Here is a 20,296-nt window from a genome sequence, read left to right as displayed (position 1 = left end):
AATCTAACTTGTTTAATGTTAGATTATTATTGTAATTTTGCACCCCTTTTTTAATAAGAATATTAAATGTTCCACGTGGAACAATTGAAAGAATTTATGTTTGATAGTGAATATGATGTTATTGTAGTTGGTGGTGGTCATGCAGGTTCAGAAGCCGCTGCCGCTGCTGCTAATCTAGGTTCTAAAACTCTTTTAGTTACGATGAGTTTACAGACCATTGCTCAAATGAGTTGCAACCCTGCCATGGGTGGAATTGCAAAAGGTCAAATAGTTCGTGAAATTGATGCGCTAGGAGGTTATAGCGGGATTGTTTCCGATAAATCTGCTATTCAGTTTAAGATGCTTAATAAATCTAAAGGACCTGCTATGTGGAGTCCGAGGGTTCAGAGTGACCGAATGCGTTTTGCTGAAACTTGGAGGTTAATGCTTGAGCAAACACCTAATCTAGATTTTTATCAAGAGATGATTTCTGGTATTATAGTTGAAAATGGAGTTGTAAAAGGAGTAAGAACTTCTCTTGGATTAGAAATTAAAGCCAAAAGTGTTGTGCTTACAAATGGTACTTTTTTAAATGGTTTAATTCATATCGGTGAAAAGCAATTTGGAGGAGGACGTGCTGGTGAAAAAGCCTCCACAGGAATTACTAAAGATTTGACCGATTTAGGTTTTGAAGCAGGAAGAATGAAAACAGGAACACCACCTAGAGTAGATGGTCGGTCTTTAGATTTTTCCAAAATGATTCCTCAACCTGGAGATGATGTTCCAGAAAAATTTTCATTTACAGACCTAACAAAACCTTTAACCAAACAACGCTCTTGTCATATGAGTCATACAAGTTTGGAAGTACATAATATTTTAAAAGAAGGTTTCGATAGATCACCAATGTTTAACGGAGCGATTCAAAGTACTGGTCCGCGTTATTGTCCTTCTATAGAAGATAAGATAAATCGTTTTGCTGATAAAGACAGACATCAACTTTTTGTAGAGCCTGAAGGATGGGATACTGTTGAATACTATATCAATGGTTTTTCAACTTCTTTACCTGAAGATATCCAATTTAAAGCGTTACGTCAAGTTAGAGGTTTTGAAAATGTAAAATTTTTCCGTCCAGGTTATGCTATTGAGTACGATTATTTCCCGCCAACACAATTAAAGCACACGTTGGAAACTAAAATTGTTTCTGGTTTATATTTTGCTGGTCAAATTAATGGTACAACTGGATATGAGGAAGCAGCTTCTCAAGGATTAATGGCTGGTATAAATGCTCACTTAAAAATTACAGAAAAGGATCCTTTTATTCTTCAACGCAACGAAGCTTACATTGGAGTTTTAATAGACGACTTAATTACAAAAGGTACAGAAGAACCATATAGAATGTTTACTTCTCGAGCAGAATATAGAACCTTATTAAGACAAGATAATGCCGATTTCCGTTTAACACCAAAATCGTTTGAAATTGGTTTGGCTAACGAAAGTCGTATGCAAAAGATGGAAGAGAAAAAAGAAAAGTCTGAAGCTTTTGTTCAGTTTTTTAAGGATACGAGTTCTGCACCAGAAGAAATAAATCCTATTCTCGAAGAAAAAAATTCTGCCTTAGTTGCTCAGAGTGATAAGATGTTTAAGTTTTTCTCTCGTCCAGAAATAACAATGGAGGATATGAAGCAAATTGAATCGGTGAAGGAATTTATTAAAGAAAATGAATTAGATTCAGAAATGATTCAACAAGCAGAAATCCAGGTTAAGTATTCTGGGTATATTGCTAAGGAAAAAAATAACGCCGATAAATTGAATCGTTTAGAAGGATTAAAAATTCCTGAGTCTTTTGATTATTCTAAATTGAAGTCTCTTTCTTATGAAGCAAGAGAAAAACTAACCAAAATAAGACCAGCTACTGTTTCGCAAGCTTCTAGAATTAGCGGTGTTTCTCCAAATGATGTTTCTGTTTTGTTAGTATATATGGGGCGATAACATAATTGTTTCACGTGGAACATTAAACTCTTATTTTATATTTAATTCGTTTTTGATTGGAAACTAATTCTAAAATACATTTATCGGTAAAAGATTATTTGGTCTCAGGAGAGACCTTTAATTTGGTATATAATGAAGAATTTGACTTTCTAAAAACAGTGCCACAACCTAAGGAAGGGGATCTTCATAAATATTATGAAAGCGAAGAGTATATCTCGCACACCGATGAGAAAAGGGGAGTGCTTTCATTTCTATATCAAACAGTAAAGAAATGGTCTTTAAAAAATAAGACAAATTTAATTGTTGAGGAAAATAACGGCGTTGGTTCGTTATTGGATATAGGGGCTGGAACTGGAGACTTTTTAATTGCAGCTAAAAATAATGGATGGAAAGTTTCCGGAGTCGAGCCAAATAAGAATGCTCTTAAGTTAGCATCCGATAAAGGAATTGGTTTGGAGTCTAATTTGGATAAATTTGTCGGAAATCAATTTGATGTCGTTACTCTTTGGCATGTTTTAGAGCATATTCCTAACCTGAAGGAAACGGTTACCAAATTATCCAACTTGGTAAAACCAAATGGGACTTTGATAATTGCTGTACCAAATTTTAAAAGTTACGATGCCAATTACTATCAAGAATTTTGGGCTGCTTATGATGTGCCTCGTCACCTTTGGCATTTTTCAAAAACTTCAATTGAAAAAATATTTGCTGATGAGTTTAAGCTTTATAAAATTAAACCGATGATTTTCGATTCATTTTATGTGAGTCTACTTTCGGAAAAATATAAAACTGGAAATAAATTTTCATTAAAAGCATTTTGGATAGGACTTAAGTCAAATTTAAGGGCTAAACAATCCAAAGAGTACTCTTCACACATTTATTGCTTCAAAAAAGCAAAATAAGCGCTTGTAGTGCGTTTCAGAGCTTATTATGGTGTGTTGCCTTTAAATTTCCTCGTTTCTACATTAAAACCAGCTTAAAAGAGCTGTTTTTCAATAGCAACTATCAATTAAAATTAAATTTTAATAGAAAATATTTATTCTTACTCAGAGCGGTGGATGAGTCGGGTTAATTTTATTGAAAGGTCGGTAAAGATAATTTTTGCATTTCCATTTCGCTCAATATGATACGAAGCATCTTCAAGTGCAGAATTAATTTCAAAAATATTGTTCTGATGAACAAAGGGAGCAAATTTTGGAAGCGAAAAAGTTTTGTCCTTAGCTTCAAAAAATAAAAGTGATTCGGCTTGGTAGTTTTTTAGAAGAGCTTGTCTAAACACTTCATTGCAATACATCAAAAATTTCTTTTGTGTTTCACGTCCTTGTCCAGCAAGTTCATCACTCCAAGATAGCAAAGTGTTTATCGCGCCCTTATTTCCTTTGGCTCTAAATGCAGTTCGAACCCATGTGATAAACCATTTCTCAAAAATCTCGTCCTCCCCAGTTTCATCTAGCAGCTGTAAAGCTTTGTTGTAGTCTCCTTGGGCTTTACGCGCAGTATTTTGGGCTAAGGATTCGGAAATATTTTGTGTTAGTATTAGTTCTTCAGAAATATCGGCTTCAGAGAGTAGTGGAAAGGAAAGCTTTTGACAACGAGATCTAATAGTAGTTATTATCTGTTCTTCCTGTTCCGTAAGAAGTAAAAGAACAGTATTATCTGAGGGTTCTTCAACCAATTTTAAAATTTTATTGGCGCATTCGACATTCATATTCTCAGCCATCCAAATTATCATCACTTTATAACCCCCTTGAAAAGACTTTAAACAGAGTTTTTTCGCGATATTTTCCGCTTCATATTTACTAATGTTACCTTGTTTTTTTTCAATACCAATGTGTTGTAGCCACTCAAAAAGTGATGCATATGGATTGTGTAAAACAAATTTTCGCCATTCTTCTGAATAATTGTCTGAAATAGCATGCTTTTTTGCAATTTTACTGGTATTTACTGGATATACAAAATGTAAATCAGGATGCGATAATTTTGAAACTTTGCTTTTACACGCAATATACTCTGGACTTCCTTCTTCGTAATTAATACACAGCAATTCTGCAGCGTAAGCAATTGCCATAGGGAGTAAACCGCTTCCGTTTACTCCTTCAAATAATTGTGCGTGTGGAATACGACCATTTTCAATGGTTTTTATAAGATGCGACTTTAAGTGCTTTTGTCCTACTACTTCTGAAAATTCCATTCGCAAATCTAATCAATTTTACGGTTTTTTTTCATTTTGAAGTTTTAGCAAGCGGTATTTTATACAAATAGGAAAATGAAAGTGTTTCGTTCTTTATAAATCTTCTAAAAAGGTATATTTGCATTTCAACATTCAGCTTATGAAAACTGTAAACGATATCAATTTTAAAGGAAAAAAGGCATTAATTCGAGTTGACTACAACGTGCCACTCGACGAAAACTTCAATGTAACAGATACAACACGTATTCGTGCATCAAAACCAACTATATTAAAAATTTTGGAAGACGGTGGAAGTTGTATTTTAATGTCTCACTTAGGAAGACCGAAAAATAAAGATGAGGAATTTTCTTTAAAACATATCGTAAAAACCTTATCTGAGATTCTTGGGGTTCAAGCTCAATTTGTTGATGATTGTATAGGTCCAAAAGCTGAGGAAGCGGTTAATAACTGTAAATCTGGCGAAATTATTTTGTTAGAAAACCTCAGATATTATGAAGAAGAAACAAAGGGTGATCGCGAATTTGCTGAAAAGCTGTCAAAACTTGGCGATGTTTATGTAAATGATGCCTTTGGAACTGCGCATCGCGCTCACGCTTCAACAGCAGTTATTGCAGATTTTTTTCCTGAAAATAAATGTTTTGGGCTCCTACTTGCTTCAGAAGTAGAAAACGTGAAAAAAGTATTAGAAACAAACGTAAAGCCAGTAACAGCCATAATTGGTGGTGCCAAGGTCTCCTCAAAAATTACAATTATTGAAAACATACTCGATAAAATCGACCATTTGATTATTGGTGGAGGTATGGCTTTCACATTTATAAAAGCCCAGGGTGGAAAAATTGGTAGCTCTTTGGTAGAAGAAGATAAACAAGACCTTGCCCTTGAAATTTTAGAAATGGCAAAAAGCAAGTCGGTACAAGTACATTTGCCTGTAGATGCTGTAATTGCTGATAGCTTTTCTGAATTTGCCAATACTAAAGTTGAAGAAGTAAATAATATTCCCGACGGCTGGATGGGATTAGATGTTGGTCCAAAAACCAATGAATTATTCGGTAACGTAATTTCAGAATCAAAAACGATACTGTGGAATGGCCCTGTAGGAGTTTTCGAAATGGAAAAATTTGAAGTAGGAACGAAAACCTTAGGTTTCAATATTGCCAAAGCTACAAAAGACGGTGCTTTTTCATTAGTAGGAGGCGGTGATTCTGTTGCTGCGGTTCACAAATTTAGTTTAAATGACAAAGTAAGCTATGTTTCTACCGGAGGTGGAGCAATGTTAGAAATGCTTGAAGGTAAGAGTTTACCGGGTATTAAGGCTTTAATGTAGAAACGTTAAATGTCAATTACTTAGTAGCTCGAAACGCTAAAATTATATAATTTCGCAAAAACGTTATTTTAAAAATAATTAAATGGTATAATTTGCGTTATTTATACTTGAGTATAGATAAATAATTCTGCTTAAAATTAATCAGGCATATTTGCCGAAATTATTATTGCACCAAGCTAATGAAAATTAATAAAATCCTTCCACTCATGTTGATGCTAGCCTTCAGTATGAGTTTTGCACAACAGGGAAAGAAACAGAGCAAAAACATTGATACTAAAAAAATTAAAGTTGTTGACTCCATAAAGGTTACCAAAATCTCTAATGATTTGCCAACCACTATTGTTGCTACAGGAGTTAAAGATAGTATTGTATACAACTTGAAAGATATGGCATTGGCCCGAAAAAAGGATAGTTTGTGGCTTAAGGAGCTTTACAAGTCCGATCTTTTTGATGATATCTATAATAGCATTGTAAACCAAGAGTACGAGCCTGTTGAATACGAAGAACTTCCTACTGAAGTTTTAAAACAACGTTTAAAAGAACTAAATGCTCGCACACCTTTTAATGTTGAGTACAATCCATCATTAGAAAGTGTAATTAAGCAATACCTAAAAAACAGACGTCGCGGAATTGAGCGATTAATGGGCTTAAGTGAATACTACTTTCCACTGTTTGAACAGGAATTAGACAAACACAACCTTCCTTTAGAGTTAAAATACTTAGCAATTGTAGAATCTGCGCTTAATCCATCGGCAAAGTCTAGAGTGGGTGCAACAGGTTTGTGGCAATTTATGTATCCTACAGGAAAAATGTTTGGATTGGATGTTAATTCATATGTAGATGAGCGTTCAGACCCTATTCGTTCTACCGAGGCAGCTTGTAAATACCTAAAAAGTTTAAACAACAGTTTTAACGATTGGGATTTAGCACTTGCGGCTTATAATTCAGGACCTGGGAATGTATCAAAGGCAATTCGTCGTTCTGGAGGAAAATCAAACTATTGGGACTTACGTAGATTTCTTCCACGTGAAACGGCGGGTTATGTTCCTGCTTTCTTAGCGACAATGTACATCTTTGAATATGCCGAAGAACACGGTTTTAAAAAGCAGGCAGCGAGAATACCTTACGTAGCTACAGATACTATTAGAGTAAAGCACCAAATTACATTAGATCAAGTTTCAAAACTCACAAACCTTGACAAAGAAGAATTGGAGTTTTTAAATCCTGCATATAAATTAGGGATTATTCCTGTAGTTAAAGGAGAAAACTATACGCTTAGATTGCCATTAACATCAGTTGGTACATTTGTAAATAATGAAGATGCTATTTATGCACATCTTAACAAAGAACAAGAAAATGAAGAAGAGGCTCCAGAAATGTACGATCAACCTGAAAAGGTTCGTTATCGTGTGCGAAGAGGAGATTTCTTAGGTAAAATTGCCCAGCGATATGGTGTAGGAGTTAGCCAAATTAAAAATTGGAATGGGATGCGAAGCAACAACTTGAAAGTAGGTCAAAATTTAATTATTTATCCTAAAAAGAATCCTCAAAACATAGCAAGTAATGCGCCTGCAAAAAGAACTAACACTGCCGAAAAAATTTACACAGTAAGGAGTGGTGACTCATTATGGACTATTTCTCAAAAATTTCCTGGTGTTTCAGTACAGAACCTTAAAAAATGGAACGATATTAGTGGTAATAATATAAAGCCCGGAACTAAACTTAAAATTTATAAAGGATAGTTCCCTAAAATATCCTTTTAATGAAATCAACATTCGTATTACTGCTTTCGTTTTTATTTGTATTTACCTCTTGTACCGACAATGGAAAGAAAGACAAATCCCTTGTTCCTGATTCTGTTGGGAATATAAACTCTCTTCAAGTTATAACTCCTAACGACTTGTGGAATGGTGCGACAGGGGAGGCAATTCGCAAACATTTTGCAGCTCCTGCAGATGGCCTTCCTCAAGATGAGCCATTGTTTTCAATGAATCAATTACAGCCTGAAATATTTACTGGTTTTGCACGTAGCAATAGGCTTTTTCTTTATGTTACCTTAGGAAATGAGGATAAGGTTACACTTGCTACTAATGAATATGCCAAGCCGCAAACCGGTGCCATAATTAAGGCTACTTCAGAAGAAAAATTGGTAGAACTTATCAATAAAAACGCCGATAAGATTATCGAATCTTTTTATAAGTCTGAAATAAAAGAGCGTCAACGAAGAACCTCAATTTCATTGCTAAAATTAGACACTTTAAAGAGTTTGATGGGGATTAGTTTAAAAGTTCCTACGGCATATCGCATTGCAAAAGCAACAGATGAGTTTTTCTGGCTTCGCAAAGATTTAAAAGATGGAACTACCAACATATTAATCTATCCTGTACCGTTAGATATGATTAAGAACGACAGTACTGCTGTAGGAGATATTATAAACATTCGCGATTCGATAGGAAGTAAATTACTACCTGTTGAAGACGATAGTGCTTTTATTACCGAAGATGCTTACGCCCCATATTTGTTTAAAACGACTATTGACGGCAAGTTTGCTTATGAGACTAAGGGAACTTGGGAGGTGAAAGATGCTTGGATGGGCGGGCCATTTATTAACTATGCGGTTAAAGATGAAAAGAACAATCGCTATTTAATATTAGAAGGTTTTACCTATGCGCCTCGAGCATCTAAGAGAGATCTACAATTTGAGCTAGAATCTATTTTAAATACAACTAAGTTTGAGTAAAAAATTAAAACGCTTCCTGCATTAAAAACACTGAAAGAGCATAAATACAAAAAGAGCCTTTCAATTTTAAACTGAAAGGCTCTTTTTATTAAATATAACAACGAAAGTTATTTGGTTTCGTCAATTTTTTTCTCTGGAGTTTCGTCTTCTTTGGAAGCGTCTTTAAATTCTTTAAGACCACTACCCAAACCGCGCATAAGTTCTGGGATTTTCTTTCCACCAAAAAGCAGTAGTACAATCACAACAATCAATACAATCTGCCAAGGCCCTATAGCGATAAAAGGTAAAAATAAACTAGTCATAATTCATAGATTTTAGTTTGGCAAAGGTAACAAGAATTGTTTAGATAGAACGTTTTCAATTCAATTTTAGCATCATTGCCTTATATTTTCTTTATATGTATAAAGTAAAGAGCTAATAAATTTCTATAGTAATCTAAATATGTGGGCAACTTCGATATAACTCTGTTTAAATAGTGTTTGTTTACTCTTACTTTCCAATTTCTAAAAGCCCTCTTATATTTAAATTTAACCTTATATCCCTTATCTAAAGATTATACGTCCTTATAATAATTTATATTTGTAGAGAGCAAATGGATTGTACTCTAAAAATTCCTTTATGGGAAATATGACTATAAAGCCATAAGACGTAAGATTAAAAATGATTTGGAGATTTAGATAATTAAATGGATTAGCCTTGCGTTATAAGAACCTTAAACTCGTCATTCCTTTAAAGGATTTAAAGGCAATTACAAATAAAAAATATGTCCATAAAAGAAAAAAGAACCAAGAAGTTCAAGAAGAAACTGTTACATAAATACCGTTTGGTAATCTTGAATGAAGAAACCTTTGAAGAGCGCTTTTCATTTAAGCTTAATAGACTAAATGTATTTATCTTTACTGTACTCTCTTCTCTTTTCTTAATAATTACTACAACAGTAATTATCGCTTTCACTCCCTTACGTGAATATATACCTGGTTATTCTTCTACCACTTTAAAGAAGAAGGCTGCAAAGCTAGCATATCAAACAGACTCGCTACAGCAAGTTATTAGTGTAAATGATCAATACCTTGCTTCGATAAAAAAAGTGCTCACAGGAGACGTAAAAACGGTTGAGTTTAATAAGGATTCAATTATTGAAGTTGCCAAAACAGACCCTTCGGTATTGGTTCGTATATCTAGAAAAGATTCTCTATTACGGGAACAAGTTGAAAAGGAAGATAAATACAATCCTCTAGCTGCTCAACAAGTTCAGAAATACGTGCTATTTGCCCCTGTAAAAGGAACCATAACAGAGCCATATGATTCTAAGGCAAAACACTATGCTGTGGATGTGGTTACTATAAAAGACTCACCCGTAAAAGCGGTAGCAGACGGTACGGTTATTTTTGCCGAATGGACTGTTGCCACAGGTTATGTGATTATCGTTAAACACGGCAACGATTTAATCTCTGTTTACAAGCACAACGGATTGTTAACCAAAGGGCAGGGGGAAGTTGTAAAGGGTGGTGAAGTAATCGCCATTGTAGGTAATACAGGCGAACTGACCACTGGACCACACCTGCATTTTGAATTGTGGCGAGACGGTTTTCCAATTAATCCAACAAGTTTCATCGATTTTGATTAATTTCCTATGTCTATAAAATCATTTTCTGCTAAAATATTTTCAAAGATTGTTGTTTTTCAAATAAAGAAATGGGCGTCAAACCCTGTTGAAACACAGCAAAAAGTTTTTAATAGTTTGATATCTCAGGCAAAAAAAACAGCCTTTGGGAAAGACCACGACTTTGAGAATATCAAAACATTTCAGGATTTTGCCACTCGAGTTCCTGTGCGAGATTATGAAGCACTAAAACCTTATGTAGATAGAACCGTTTCTGGGGAAGCAGATGTGCTTTGGCCCAATAAACCGTTGTATTTTGCAAAAACTTCAGGAACAACCTCCGGTGCCAAATACATTCCGCTTACAAAGGAGTCTATGCCATTTCATATTCAGGCGGCTCGAAACGCTATACTGTGCTATATAAACGAAACAGGAAAAGCCGATTTTGTAGATGGGAAGATGATTTTTCTTCAAGGGAGCCCAGAAATGCAGGAAAAAAATGGGATTAAACTAGGACGACTTTCAGGAATTGTTGCGCATTATGTACCGGCATACCTTCAAAAAAATCGCTTGCCAAGTTGGGAAACTAACTGCATAGATGATTGGGAGTCGAAAGTAGATGCTATTGTTGAAGAAACCAAGAATGAAGATATGACCGTAATTAGCGGCATTCCTTCTTGGGTTCAGATGTATTTTGAAAAGCTTCAAGGCAATACGGGGAAAAAAGTAGGCGATCTCTTCAAAAACTTCAACCTCTTTATTTATGGAGGGGTGAATTTTAAGCCCTACCGAGCAAAATTCGAAACTTTAATCGGACGAAAAGTTGATAGTATAGAGCTATTCCCCGCAAGTGAAGGTTTTTTTGCGTATCAAGACAGTCAAAACGACAAGGGTATGTTACTGCTCCTTAATTCAGGTATTTTTTATGAATTTATAGAAGCCTCAACATTCTTTGATGAAAACCCTAAAAGGCTTACCATTGGTGAAGTTGAAATTGGCGTTAACTATGTAATGATAATTTCAACAAATGCGGGACTTTGGGGATACAATTTGGGAGATACTATACAGTTTACTTCCACAAAACCATACAGGGTAATTGTGTCTGGTAGAATTAAACATTTCATCTCAGCCTTTGGCGAACACGTGATTGGAAAAGAAGTAGAAGAAGCGATGAACAAAGCAATTGCAAAGTTTAATTTTTCCATTTCTGAATTTACTGTAGCCCCACAAATTACACCTCCTGACGGGTCGTTACCCTATCACGAATGGTTGGTAGAATTCTCTGAAGCACCCGAAAATATTGAGGAAGTTGTTGCTTTCTTAGATGCTGAAATGCAACGTCAAAATTCGTATTACTTCGATTTAATTGAAGGAAAAATTCTTCAACCTTTAAAAGTATCTTCACTTACAAAAGATAGTTTTCAAGCATATATGAAATCTCAAGGCAAACTAGGTGGTCAAAATAAAGTGCCTCGACTTTCTAACGATCGTAAAATAGCAGATGCTTTACTCGAAATTCAACCTTAAAATTAGTCTTATATTTGCTCTAAATGAATAAATTAAAATCACATACTAGAACACGTGCTCAAGAAAGCACAGGAGCCATCGAGAGGCTATATATAACAATGCGCCACCTCTTTAATAGAGGTTTTTATAAACCAATGGGTGTATCGGGAGAATCGCTTCGAGAGTCACTGTTAACACTACGTCCCGAAATTTATGGATCGTTAACAGAAGAAAAAACCGAATTACAGGGCTTGCTCTACATTATGGATCGCTTGCCTGAAGGCATTGAAGAATGTAGATTTATTAATCTTACAAGCGATGAGGGTTATAAAGACTCACACTTTAAACCTATAATTCCGTTAAAACGTCGTCGAAACTGTTATCGCATAGACGATGAACAGATGAATATAGAAATCACCCGAGGTAGGTCGGAGATTTACGATATTCTAACACATTTAACCTTCCTTTTTATTGAATCGCACAAAATAATGGAGCAAGTGCTTATTGAGCATTCTGGAGAGGTAATTCGCGATTGGAAGAAGCTAGAGCAAGCTGTGTTTAAAAAAGGTAAACTTACCCAAGAAGAAAAAGAAGTAACACTTACACATACTGCAAACTTCTTAGGAAGAACTTTTGAAGAAGTAAAAAACATCTTCCCATATTTTGCTACTGAAAGCAACGAGAATCGCTTTTTTAACGTAATTTACTTTATGGGGAAATTAGCGATGGAAGAGGTTACTGAAAACAATAAACGTCTTATCACATTTAGTCCTGTATTGCGTGAACGCTTAGGGCATCATATACACGGTGAAGAATGGGCTTATAAAATTAAGCAAGTGCTGCAAAAGGAAGGTCTTTTAGAGCGTCCTGTTCACATAATAAGTGCAAATATGCATAGTGTAATGAACACTTTATATGCCGAAAAAGCACTACCTACCGAGTTTTCAAAGAAAAAGCCACTACAGGTTTTCGAAGCTTTAAGTAGTCCTATTAATACAAAAATGCGCGAGAAAGTAAACAAAACAGCACTTTCTGAAGGCATGATTTTTATTGAAGATCAAAGTGGTACTAATATAGATGTTCAGATTATAGACACTGCCAAAATCAAGAATAGCCCATATGTTAAGGGATTAGCCGATGTTGTTGATAATAAGAAACCTGTAATTGTTGTAATGGACTACGCTTTTGGCGAGCAGGCTTATGAAACGATGGACGAGTTGCTTAAACCATTTGAAGACGCTAATAATATTCGTCATTTATTGAATGTAGTTTCTGTTTCTATTATGGGGAAAGCAGGGATTCTTGAAGGTGGAAAAGGAGATATAATGATTCCTTCTGCGCACGTTTTCGAGGGAACAGCAGATAATTATCCATTTAAAAACAGACTAGACAAGTCCGATTTTAAAAATCACGATGTAAATGTGTACACAGGAACGATGATTTCGGTGTTGGGGACCTCACTTCAAAATAGAGATGTACTTAAGTTTTTTCACAACTCAACTTGGAATGTTATTGGTCTAGAAATGGAAGGTGCCCATTACCAAAAAGCTATTCAAGCAGCGGCAAAAATTAGACGAAGTATTAGTTCAAAAGTACAGGTTAGATATGCGTATTATGCTTCAGATAATCCATTAGAAACTGGAAGTACTTTAGCTTCTGGTGGTTTGGGTACAACTGGGGTAAAACCAACGTATTTAATCACCGAAAAAATGTTAAAACAAATATTAGACACTCCTAAAAAATAATTTTGATAAACGTTAAAGTACTGATTACCGGTGGTGCAGGATTCATAGGTTCTAATTATGTAGAATACGTCCTAAAAAATTCAGAAGACGAAATTTTTGTGCTGGACAAGCTAACTTATGCCGGAAATTTGAAGAATTTGGAGAGTGTTTTAGATAAAATCACCTTCATAGAAGGAGATATTTGTGATGCCAAATTAGTTCAAGATTTATTCGAAAAACATCAGTTTAATAAGGTAGTTCATTTTGCAGCAGAGAGTCATGTGGACAATTCAATTTCTGAACCTGGAGCGTTTATTCAAACAAACATTGTAGGCACTTTTAATTTGCTACAAAGTGCTTACAAAACTTGGATGCTTAGCCCAAACGAATTTAAGGATGGATTTGATAATGCACGTTTTCTTCACATTTCCACAGATGAGGTATATGGCACCTTAGGAGAAACGGGACTTTTTACCGAAAAAACACCTTATGCACCAAATAGCCCATATAGTGCGTCTAAAGCTTCTTCCGATTTTATAGTTCGCAGCTACTTTCACACTTATGGATTGCCAGTAGTAACCACAAATTGCTCTAACAATTACGGCCCGAATCAGCATAAAGAAAAACTTATCCCAACAATTATTCGCAAGGCAATTTCAGGAGAGCCAATTCCAATTTATGGAGACGGTAAAAATGTGCGGGATTGGTTGTATGTTGCAGACCATTGCAGCGGAATTTATTTAGCGCTAAAAAATGGAAAACTCGGGGAAACATATAATATTGGAGGTCGCAACGAACGTGAAAATCTGTATATAGCCAATGTAATATGCGAATTGCTAGATGAAATGCGTCCTAGAAATCTTTCGTATAAAGAACAAATAACTTTTGTAACGGATAGGCCAGGCCACGATTTTAGGTATGCAATTGACGCTTCAAAAATTGAAAAGGAGCTAGGTTGGAAAGCAGATGAAAATTTTGAAACAGGGATTAGAAAAACAATTGCTTGGTATTTAAACAATCAAGACAGACTTTAATAACACTTGTATAACACTCTGTTAGTTGTTAGTTTTGACAGTTCAAGTGAAAATATGATTAAGTATGAGAGTTCAAACAGCCTTCAGATTGGATAAAGAGTTACTTGATGCGGCTAAGAAAAAAGCAAAATCTCAAAAAAGAAGTTTAAATAATTATATTGAGGTATTACTGCACAAGGATTTAGAAAACTATTTGAACAACGCCTCTGAAGAATCTAATTTTGACTCTGAGATGGATGCGGATATTAATGCGGTGCAGAGTTACGGTAAATGGATAAAATCCTTAAAAAAAGGGAATTAGAAGTCTAATGTTTTTCACTTATTTAAATTTGAAGAGCGATAGTAATTTTAAAAAAATATCTTAGAACAAATTATTCGGTTTCATTCCGATCTGTTTTAATAAAGAAAAATATATGAAAGGAATAATTTTAGCAGGTGGTTCAGGAACAAGGTTACACCCTATAACCTTGGCTGTAAGCAAGCAACTTATGCCTGTTTATGATAAACCGATGATTTATTATCCGCTATCAACCTTAATGCTTGCGGGAATTAAAGATATTTTGATTATTTCTACGCCACAAGACCTTCCTCTTTTTGAGCAATTGTTAGGGGACGGTAAAAAACTAGGTTGCAACTTTCAATATGCCGAACAAGCCAATCCAAATGGACTAGCAGAAGCTTTTATTATAGGAAAAGAGTTTATCGGGAACGACAAGGTTGCCTTAATCCTGGGCGATAATATATTTTACGGATCAGGATTAAAAGAACTTTTACAATCAAACAATGATCCTGATGGAGGCGTTATCTATGCGTATCACGTTTTAGATCCCGAACGTTATGGTGTTGTGGAGTTCGACAAGTCGGGAAAAGCGCTTTCTATTGAAGAAAAACCAAAAACCCCAAAATCGAATTACGCTGTACCTGGAATTTATTTTTACGACAATAGTGTGGTTGAAATTGCTGCAAATATAAAGCCTAGTGCCCGCGGCGAATTAGAAATTACCGATGTTAATAACGAATATTTAAAACAGGGAAAACTAAGCGTAAGTATTTTGGATAAGGGTACCGCTTGGTTGGATACAGGAACATTTGCTTCTTTAATGCAAGCCGCACAATTTGTTGAGGTTATTGAAGAACGTCAAGGTTTAAAAATTGGCGCCATAGAAGAAGCAGCCTACGAAATGGGATATATTTCAAAAGAACAATTAATAGCCTTAGCCGAACCTTTACTTAAAAGCGGCTATGGAAAACATTTACTTCAACTAGATTAAACTTTGGAACTACTAAAAACCCCTTTAAAAGATTGTTTTATATTGAAACCTAGAGTTTTTCAAGATGAGCGCGGATTCTTTTATGAAACATACAACCAAAAATTATTTCAGAAAATAACCGGATTAACCATTGATTTTGTTCAGGATAATCAGTCTATTTCATCAAAAGGTGTTTTACGCGGACTTCATTTTCAACGAGGTGATATGGCTCAGGCAAAGTTGGTTCGGGTGGCTAAGGGGAAAGTGTTAGACATAGTTGTGGACATCAGAAAAAACTCTGAAACTTTTGGTAAGTCATTTTCAATAATATTAGACGATGTTGAAAACTTACAACTCTTCGTACCTAGAGGTTTCGCACACGGTTTTATAACGCTTTCGGAGCAGTCGATTTTTTCATATAAATGCGATAATTTTTACGACAAAGCTTCGGAAGGCGGAATAATCTATAACGACGCAACCTTAGCGCTAGATTGGCATCTTCCAAAGGAAGAATTTATTGTTTCAGCAAAAGATCAAGAACTTCCTAGTTTTAAGGAAGCTATTTCATGAAAAAAATACTGGTTACAGGCGCAAACGGACAATTGGGAAAATGCATACAAGATGCGGCAGCCGAATTTTCCGACTTTGAATTTGTCTTTGTTTCTAAGCAAGAATTAGATATTGAAAACCCAGAGTTGCTGAAGAAATATTTTAGCGAAAATAACTTCACACATTGCATAAACACAGCAGCATACACCAATGTAGAGAAAGCAGAAAGCGAGGCCGAAAAAGCCTTTGCTGTTAATGCAGAAGCTGTTAAAAACTTAGCTTCAATTTGCACAAATCACAATCTTATTTTATTGCACATTTCTACAGATTACGTTTTTGATGGCAAAAAAAACAAAGCGTATTCAGAAAATGATGTTACCAACCCGATTAATGTTTATGGCGCTTCAAAACTGAAGGGAGAAAGGTATATACAAGAAATCTGTAGTACATTCTTTATTCTTCGCACTTCGTGGCTTTATTCGCAATATGGCCATAATTTTCTTAAAACTATTTTGAAATACGCTGAAGCAGGAACACCGCTCACCATAACCACCGAGCAAACGGGAACGCCTACCAATGCAAATAATTTGGCGGAAGCCTTGTTGCAAATAATTGTACAAGATTCGACAGAGTATGGCGTTTATCATTACAGCAATGGAGGTGAAACAACTTGGTATGGTTTTGCGGAAGCAATACTACTGCAAACCAAAAAATTAGAAGAAACAAATCTTGCAAAAACCAACCATTACAGTACTTTTGCCGCAAGGCCAGCGTATAGTGTTTTAGACAATACAAAAGCAAAAAATGTTTTGAATTTAAAACAACCAAAATGGCAGGAAAGCTTGCAAACGCTAACAAGAAAAATGATGATTAGTAATAATTTTGAGAGAGAATAAATGAAGAAAAAAAATTTAATAGTTTTTGGTACACGCCCAGAAGCTATAAAAATGGCTCCATTAGTTAAGGAGTTTTTAAAAAACGACAATTTTGAAACAACTGTTTGCGTTACGGCTCAACATCGTGAAATGCTAGATCAGGTACTTGAATTCTTCGAAATTAAACCTAATTACGATTTAAACTTAATGCGCCCTAATCAGAACCTTTATACTTTAACGGCTTCCATAATAGAAAATATGAAGCCTGTTCTAGATGAGGTAAAGCCAGACTATGTTTACGTTCATGGAGATACAACCACCTCTATGGCAGTTGGTATAGCAGCATTTTATAGCGGCGCAAAAATATGCCACGTAGAAGCTGGACTTCGCACATTTAACAGGCAGTATCCTTTCCCAGAAGAGTTTAACCGTCAGTTGACAGGAAAAATTGCAGATTTTCATTTTTCTCCAACAGAGCTTTCAAAGAACAACCTATTAGCTGAAAACACTAAAGAAGAAAACATCTTAGTAACAGGGAATACTGTTATTGATGCACTGCTTTACGGAATCGAAAAGGTAAACGCAGCCGATTTTAAGGATGATGAAATCGAGAACTTAAAAACAGTTTTAGACTTTCAGAAAAAGATAATTTTGGTAACAGGACATAGAAGAGAAAATCACGGAGATGGGCTTATAAAAATATGTTCTGCGTTAAAAACAATTGCAGAGAATAATCCCGATGTAGAGATAATATACCCAGTTCACCTTAATCCAAATGTAAAGGGACCTGTAAACGAACTTCTTTCTGGAATCACTAATATTTATTTAGTGCCGCCATTAGCCTATCCATCTTTTATTTGGTTGATGGAAAAATCGTATTTAATTATTACGGATAGTGGTGGTATTCAAGAAGAAGCACCTAGTCTTGGTAAACCAGTATTAGTTACTAGAACAACAACAGAACGCCCCGAAGCGGTTGAAGAAGGGACTGTTATTTTATTAGGAACCGATACAGATAGAATTGTTGAAGAATCGAATAATCTATTAAATAATACAGAATACTATAACGAGATGAGCATGTTGCACAATCCTTATGGAGATGGAAAAGCATCTGAAAGAATCGTTAATTTTATTGAAAAGAAATAATATGGATAATAAACCCACAGTAGTAATGATGGGACTTGGTTATATAGGGCTGCCAACTGCAGCCTTAATAGCTAGTAGAGGAATAAATGTAACAGGTGTTGATGTAAGTCAAAGTGTAGTCGATACAATAAATGAAGGTAAAATCCATATTGTTGAGCCCGAATTAGACGGATTAGTGCATCACGTAGTGAAGAACGGCTTATTAAAGGCATCTACAGCGCCTGTAACGGCAGATGTTTATTTGATTGCAGTGCCAACTCCATTTAAAGGCAAACACGTGCCTGACCTCGCTTATGTTGAAAGTGCCGTAAAGAATATAATACCTACCCTTACAAAAGGTGCCTTGGTAATTTTAGAATCTACTAGTCCGGTAGGAACTACTCATAAAATTCGAGAAATAATTTACGAGGAACGTCCTGAGTTAAAAGACGAAATCTACATTGCTTATTGTCCAGAACGCGTATTGCCAGGAAATGTAATTTATGAACTTGAGCAAAATGATCGTGCGATAGGGGGAATTGATGAAGCTTCTACCGACAAAGCTGTAAGTTTCTATAAAAATTTTGTAAAAGGAGAATTACATAAAACCAACTCACAAACTGCAGAGATGTGCAAATTGGTTGAAAACTCATCTCGAGATGTTCAAATAGCATTTGCAAATGAGTTATCAATGATTTGTGATAAAGCAGACATCAATGTTTGGGAATTAATCCGATTGGCAAACAAACATCCTCGAGTAAATATCTTACAACCAGGAACTGGGGTTGGAGGGCACTGTATAGCAGTAGATCCGTGGTTTATTGTTTCAGAGTTTCCTGAAGAAGCAAAAATGATACGCGCTGCACGTGAGATAAATAACTACAAAACCGAGTGGGCGATAGAGAAAGTGAAAAATGCTGCACTTCAGTTTAAAATTGATAACGGAAGAGATGCAGTAATAGCTTGCATGGGCCTTGCTTTTAAACCTAATATTGATGATTTAAGAGAATCACCAGCATTACATGTAGCAGATCAACTTAGTACAGATGGGTTTAATGTTTTATTTGTTGAACCAAATTTAAGAGAGCACAGTGTGTACGAATTGACATCTTTATCAGATGCAAAGAAGAAATGTGATATTATGGTATTCTTAGTAGCTCACAACGAGTTTAAAGGTTTAAATGGAGATATAGATATGCAAGTTTTAGATTTTTGTGGGATTAGAAGTTAACATGTATTTCTCAAGAAACACTTAATTTGAGTTTAGTTGTAATCATTAAAAAAGATTTCTTGTTAAATACAAATCTTACCCTAATTTTACAATTCAAGAAACATTGTTAAAAGGGTTTAGTTTAATATTTAATATCATCTAGAAACTTATGCGATAGACTTGCATCAGTTTTAAATATTTAAAGTTAAAATAATTCATAATATTATATTTTATGGCGCAGCAAGAACCAGCAGAAGAGATTGATTTAGGGTATCTTTTCAATAAGATTAATACATTTTTTAAAAATCTAGTAAAAAGATTATTTAGTATACTATCATTTTTTATTAAATACTGGATAGTAATTTTAATACTTGTGTTAATAGGTGTGACTTACGGTTATTATATAGACTCCAATGTAAAAAAAACCTACATCAATGAAGGAATTGTTATTCCTAATTTTGAAAGTGTTGATTATTTATATGAAAACATAAACCATTTAAACGCAAAGATTAGTCAGAATGATACTGTTTTTCTTAAAAATAATTTTCCTTCTGGCTATAATAGAATTAGAGGGATTGAAGTTGAGCCTATCTCTGATGTTTATAATATGATGACAAAATCTAGAGAACAAATTGATGTTTTTAGAATATTATTTCAGAATCAAGACTTAGAAAAGTTCGTTACAGATATTACTACTAGTAAGTATTTTAAGTACCATAAGGTCTCCTTTTCAATCGTAGGAAAGGAAAACACAGAAAAGGTTATAGCCGATGTTTTTAATTATTGGAATAACAATGCACATTTCAAGCAATATGAAAATGTTTATAAAAAGAATGCAGATTTACAAATAAATGAATATAAAAAAATGCTTTCACAAGCCGATTCAATTATTAATTCTTTTACTTCTAGGTCTAAAGGGACTCAAGCAACAAACTCTGGTGTAATTATTAGCGAAAACAATAGCCTTCCCGCGCTTCTTGAAGGAAAAACAATGATCCTAAACGATCTTTTAAAAGCTGAATTACAACAAAGTGATTATACCTCAGTTATAAAGCTTGTTAAGATGGATTATAATGTTGAACAAACTACTTTGTCTAAAAAGATAAAATATCCCATCTATTTAATTGTGATATTTTCATTGATATTTTTGATTCGTAATATTTATAGGAATTTGAAAAGATATTCGGGTTCTTAATA

At 34.8% G+C, this 20,296-nt stretch carries 18 protein-coding genes; 16 read left to right on the top strand and 2 right to left on the bottom strand.

What is annotated here, in order from left to right; genetic code table 11:
• Positions 1–96 precede the first annotated feature (96 nt).
• A complete protein-coding gene (gene mnmG / locus RT250_RS04075; RefSeq protein WP_313113057.1) occupies positions 97–1,968 on the top strand; it encodes a tRNA uridine-5-carboxymethylaminomethyl(34) synthesis enzyme MnmG in 1,872 nt (623 codons plus the stop codon).
• Between the two features lie 56 nt (positions 1,969–2,024).
• Entirely contained in the window at positions 2,025–2,870 is an 846-nt protein-coding gene (locus RT250_RS04070; RefSeq protein ID WP_313112395.1) for a class I SAM-dependent methyltransferase, read from the top strand.
• 140 nt (positions 2,871–3,010) lie between these two features.
• Here RT250_RS04070 and RT250_RS04065 read toward each other — a convergent pair whose 3' ends face one another.
• Complete coding sequence (locus RT250_RS04065; RefSeq protein ID WP_313112393.1) at positions 3,011–4,159, bottom strand: DNA polymerase III subunit; 1,149 nt, start codon at positions 4,157–4,159, stop codon at positions 3,011–3,013.
• 139 nt (positions 4,160–4,298) lie between these two features.
• Here RT250_RS04065 and RT250_RS04060 point away from each other — a divergent pair, with 139 nt between their 5' ends.
• The 3 genes from RT250_RS04060 (at position 4,299) to RT250_RS04050 (ending at position 8,223) form a co-directional block, all read left to right on the top strand.
• Positions 4,299–5,483 carry a phosphoglycerate kinase gene (locus RT250_RS04060; RefSeq protein ID WP_313112391.1) on the top strand — a complete coding sequence of 395 codons (1,185 nt, stop codon included), beginning with the start codon at positions 4,299–4,301 and terminating at the stop codon, positions 5,481–5,483.
• 179 nt (positions 5,484–5,662) lie between these two features.
• On the top strand, positions 5,663–7,225 hold the full coding sequence (locus RT250_RS04055; protein WP_313112389.1) for a LysM peptidoglycan-binding domain-containing protein: 1,563 nt from the start codon (positions 5,663–5,665) through the stop codon (positions 7,223–7,225).
• A gap of 20 nt (positions 7,226–7,245) precedes the next feature.
• Positions 7,246–8,223, top strand: coding sequence for a DUF4837 family protein (locus RT250_RS04050; RefSeq protein ID WP_313112387.1), 978 nt, complete (start codon positions 7,246–7,248; stop codon positions 8,221–8,223).
• A gap of 107 nt (positions 8,224–8,330) precedes the next feature.
• Here RT250_RS04050 and tatA read toward each other — a convergent pair whose 3' ends face one another.
• A complete protein-coding gene (gene tatA / locus RT250_RS04045; protein ID WP_139854182.1) occupies positions 8,331–8,525 on the bottom strand; it encodes a twin-arginine translocase TatA/TatE family subunit in 195 nt (64 codons plus the stop codon).
• A 461-nt stretch (positions 8,526–8,986) separates the two neighbouring features.
• Here tatA and RT250_RS04040 point away from each other — a divergent pair, with 461 nt between their 5' ends.
• From RT250_RS04040 to RT250_RS03990, 11 genes are all read left to right on the top strand, one after another.
• Positions 8,987–9,850 carry a M23 family metallopeptidase gene (locus RT250_RS04040; protein WP_139854183.1) on the top strand — a complete coding sequence of 288 codons (864 nt, stop codon included), beginning with the start codon at positions 8,987–8,989 and terminating at the stop codon, positions 9,848–9,850.
• Between the two features lie 6 nt (positions 9,851–9,856).
• Positions 9,857–11,353, top strand: a complete 1,497-nt coding sequence (locus RT250_RS04035; protein WP_313112384.1) for a GH3 auxin-responsive promoter family protein — start codon at positions 9,857–9,859, stop codon at positions 11,351–11,353.
• A gap of 23 nt (positions 11,354–11,376) precedes the next feature.
• The gene (locus tag RT250_RS04030) at positions 11,377–13,077 is read left to right on the top strand and encodes a DUF6909 family protein (RefSeq protein WP_313112382.1); all 1,701 of its coding nucleotides are present in this window, start codon (positions 11,377–11,379) and stop codon (positions 13,075–13,077) included.
• A gap of 2 nt (positions 13,078–13,079) precedes the next feature.
• The gene (gene rfbB, locus RT250_RS04025) at positions 13,080–14,090 is read left to right on the top strand and encodes a dTDP-glucose 4,6-dehydratase (protein WP_313112381.1); all 1,011 of its coding nucleotides are present in this window, start codon (positions 13,080–13,082) and stop codon (positions 14,088–14,090) included.
• A 64-nt stretch (positions 14,091–14,154) separates the two neighbouring features.
• The gene (locus RT250_RS04020; protein WP_313112379.1) at positions 14,155–14,391 is read left to right on the top strand and encodes a hypothetical protein; all 237 of its coding nucleotides are present in this window, start codon (positions 14,155–14,157) and stop codon (positions 14,389–14,391) included.
• 112 nt (positions 14,392–14,503) lie between these two features.
• A complete protein-coding gene (gene rfbA / locus RT250_RS04015) occupies positions 14,504–15,361 on the top strand; it encodes a glucose-1-phosphate thymidylyltransferase RfbA (RefSeq protein WP_139854188.1) in 858 nt (285 codons plus the stop codon).
• Between the two features lie 3 nt (positions 15,362–15,364).
• On the top strand, positions 15,365–15,910 hold the full coding sequence (gene rfbC / locus RT250_RS04010; RefSeq protein WP_313112377.1) for a dTDP-4-dehydrorhamnose 3,5-epimerase: 546 nt from the start codon (positions 15,365–15,367) through the stop codon (positions 15,908–15,910).
• A complete protein-coding gene (gene rfbD / locus RT250_RS04005; protein ID WP_313112375.1) occupies positions 15,907–16,785 on the top strand; it encodes a dTDP-4-dehydrorhamnose reductase in 879 nt (292 codons plus the stop codon). Before rfbC ends, rfbD begins: the two co-directional genes overlap by 4 nt.
• Positions 16,786–17,910 carry a non-hydrolyzing UDP-N-acetylglucosamine 2-epimerase gene (gene wecB / locus RT250_RS04000; RefSeq protein ID WP_313112374.1) on the top strand — a complete coding sequence of 375 codons (1,125 nt, stop codon included), beginning with the start codon at positions 16,786–16,788 and terminating at the stop codon, positions 17,908–17,910.
• A gap of 1 nt (position 17,911) precedes the next feature.
• Positions 17,912–19,120, top strand: coding sequence for a UDP-N-acetyl-D-mannosamine dehydrogenase (wecC, locus tag RT250_RS03995; RefSeq protein WP_313112373.1), 1,209 nt, complete (start codon positions 17,912–17,914; stop codon positions 19,118–19,120).
• A gap of 211 nt (positions 19,121–19,331) precedes the next feature.
• Positions 19,332–20,294, top strand: coding sequence for a hypothetical protein (locus tag RT250_RS03990; RefSeq protein WP_313112372.1), 963 nt, complete (start codon positions 19,332–19,334; stop codon positions 20,292–20,294).
• Positions 20,295–20,296 lie beyond the last annotated feature (2 nt).

This window comes from Aequorivita sediminis, from assembly GCF_032080575.2.
Classification (GTDB): domain Bacteria; phylum Bacteroidota; class Bacteroidia; order Flavobacteriales; family Flavobacteriaceae; genus Aequorivita; species Aequorivita sediminis.
The sequence above is the reverse complement of the archived record's forward strand: the minus strand, read 5'-3'. Positions and strand labels throughout refer to the sequence as shown.

Excerpts from the sequence above, each read along its gene's own strand:
- mnmG (WP_313113057.1), top strand. The coding sequence starts at position 97 with ATGTTTGATAGTGAATATGATGTTATTGTAGTTGGTGGTGGTCATGCA.
- RT250_RS04065 (WP_313112393.1), bottom strand. The coding sequence starts at position 4,159 with ATGGAATTTTCAGAAGTAGTAGGACAAAAGCACTTAAAGTCGCATCTT.
- RT250_RS04060 (WP_313112391.1), top strand. The coding sequence starts at position 4,299 with ATGAAAACTGTAAACGATATCAATTTTAAAGGAAAAAAGGCATTAATT.
- RT250_RS04055 (WP_313112389.1), top strand. The coding sequence starts at position 5,663 with ATGAAAATTAATAAAATCCTTCCACTCATGTTGATGCTAGCCTTCAGT.
- RT250_RS04050 (WP_313112387.1), top strand. The coding sequence starts at position 7,246 with ATGAAATCAACATTCGTATTACTGCTTTCGTTTTTATTTGTATTTACC.
- tatA (WP_139854182.1), bottom strand. The coding sequence starts at position 8,525 with ATGACTAGTTTATTTTTACCTTTTATCGCTATAGGGCCTTGGCAGATT.
- RT250_RS04040 (WP_139854183.1), top strand. The coding sequence starts at position 8,987 with ATGTCCATAAAAGAAAAAAGAACCAAGAAGTTCAAGAAGAAACTGTTA.
- RT250_RS04035 (WP_313112384.1), top strand. The coding sequence starts at position 9,857 with ATGTCTATAAAATCATTTTCTGCTAAAATATTTTCAAAGATTGTTGTT.
- RT250_RS04030 (WP_313112382.1), top strand. The coding sequence starts at position 11,377 with ATGAATAAATTAAAATCACATACTAGAACACGTGCTCAAGAAAGCACA.
- RT250_RS04020 (WP_313112379.1), top strand. The coding sequence starts at position 14,155 with ATGAGAGTTCAAACAGCCTTCAGATTGGATAAAGAGTTACTTGATGCG.
- rfbA (WP_139854188.1), top strand. The coding sequence starts at position 14,504 with ATGAAAGGAATAATTTTAGCAGGTGGTTCAGGAACAAGGTTACACCCT.
- rfbD (WP_313112375.1), top strand. The coding sequence starts at position 15,907 with ATGAAAAAAATACTGGTTACAGGCGCAAACGGACAATTGGGAAAATGC.
- wecB (WP_313112374.1), top strand. The coding sequence starts at position 16,786 with ATGAAGAAAAAAAATTTAATAGTTTTTGGTACACGCCCAGAAGCTATA.
- wecC (WP_313112373.1), top strand. The coding sequence starts at position 17,912 with ATGGATAATAAACCCACAGTAGTAATGATGGGACTTGGTTATATAGGG.
- RT250_RS03990 (WP_313112372.1), top strand. The coding sequence starts at position 19,332 with ATGGCGCAGCAAGAACCAGCAGAAGAGATTGATTTAGGGTATCTTTTC.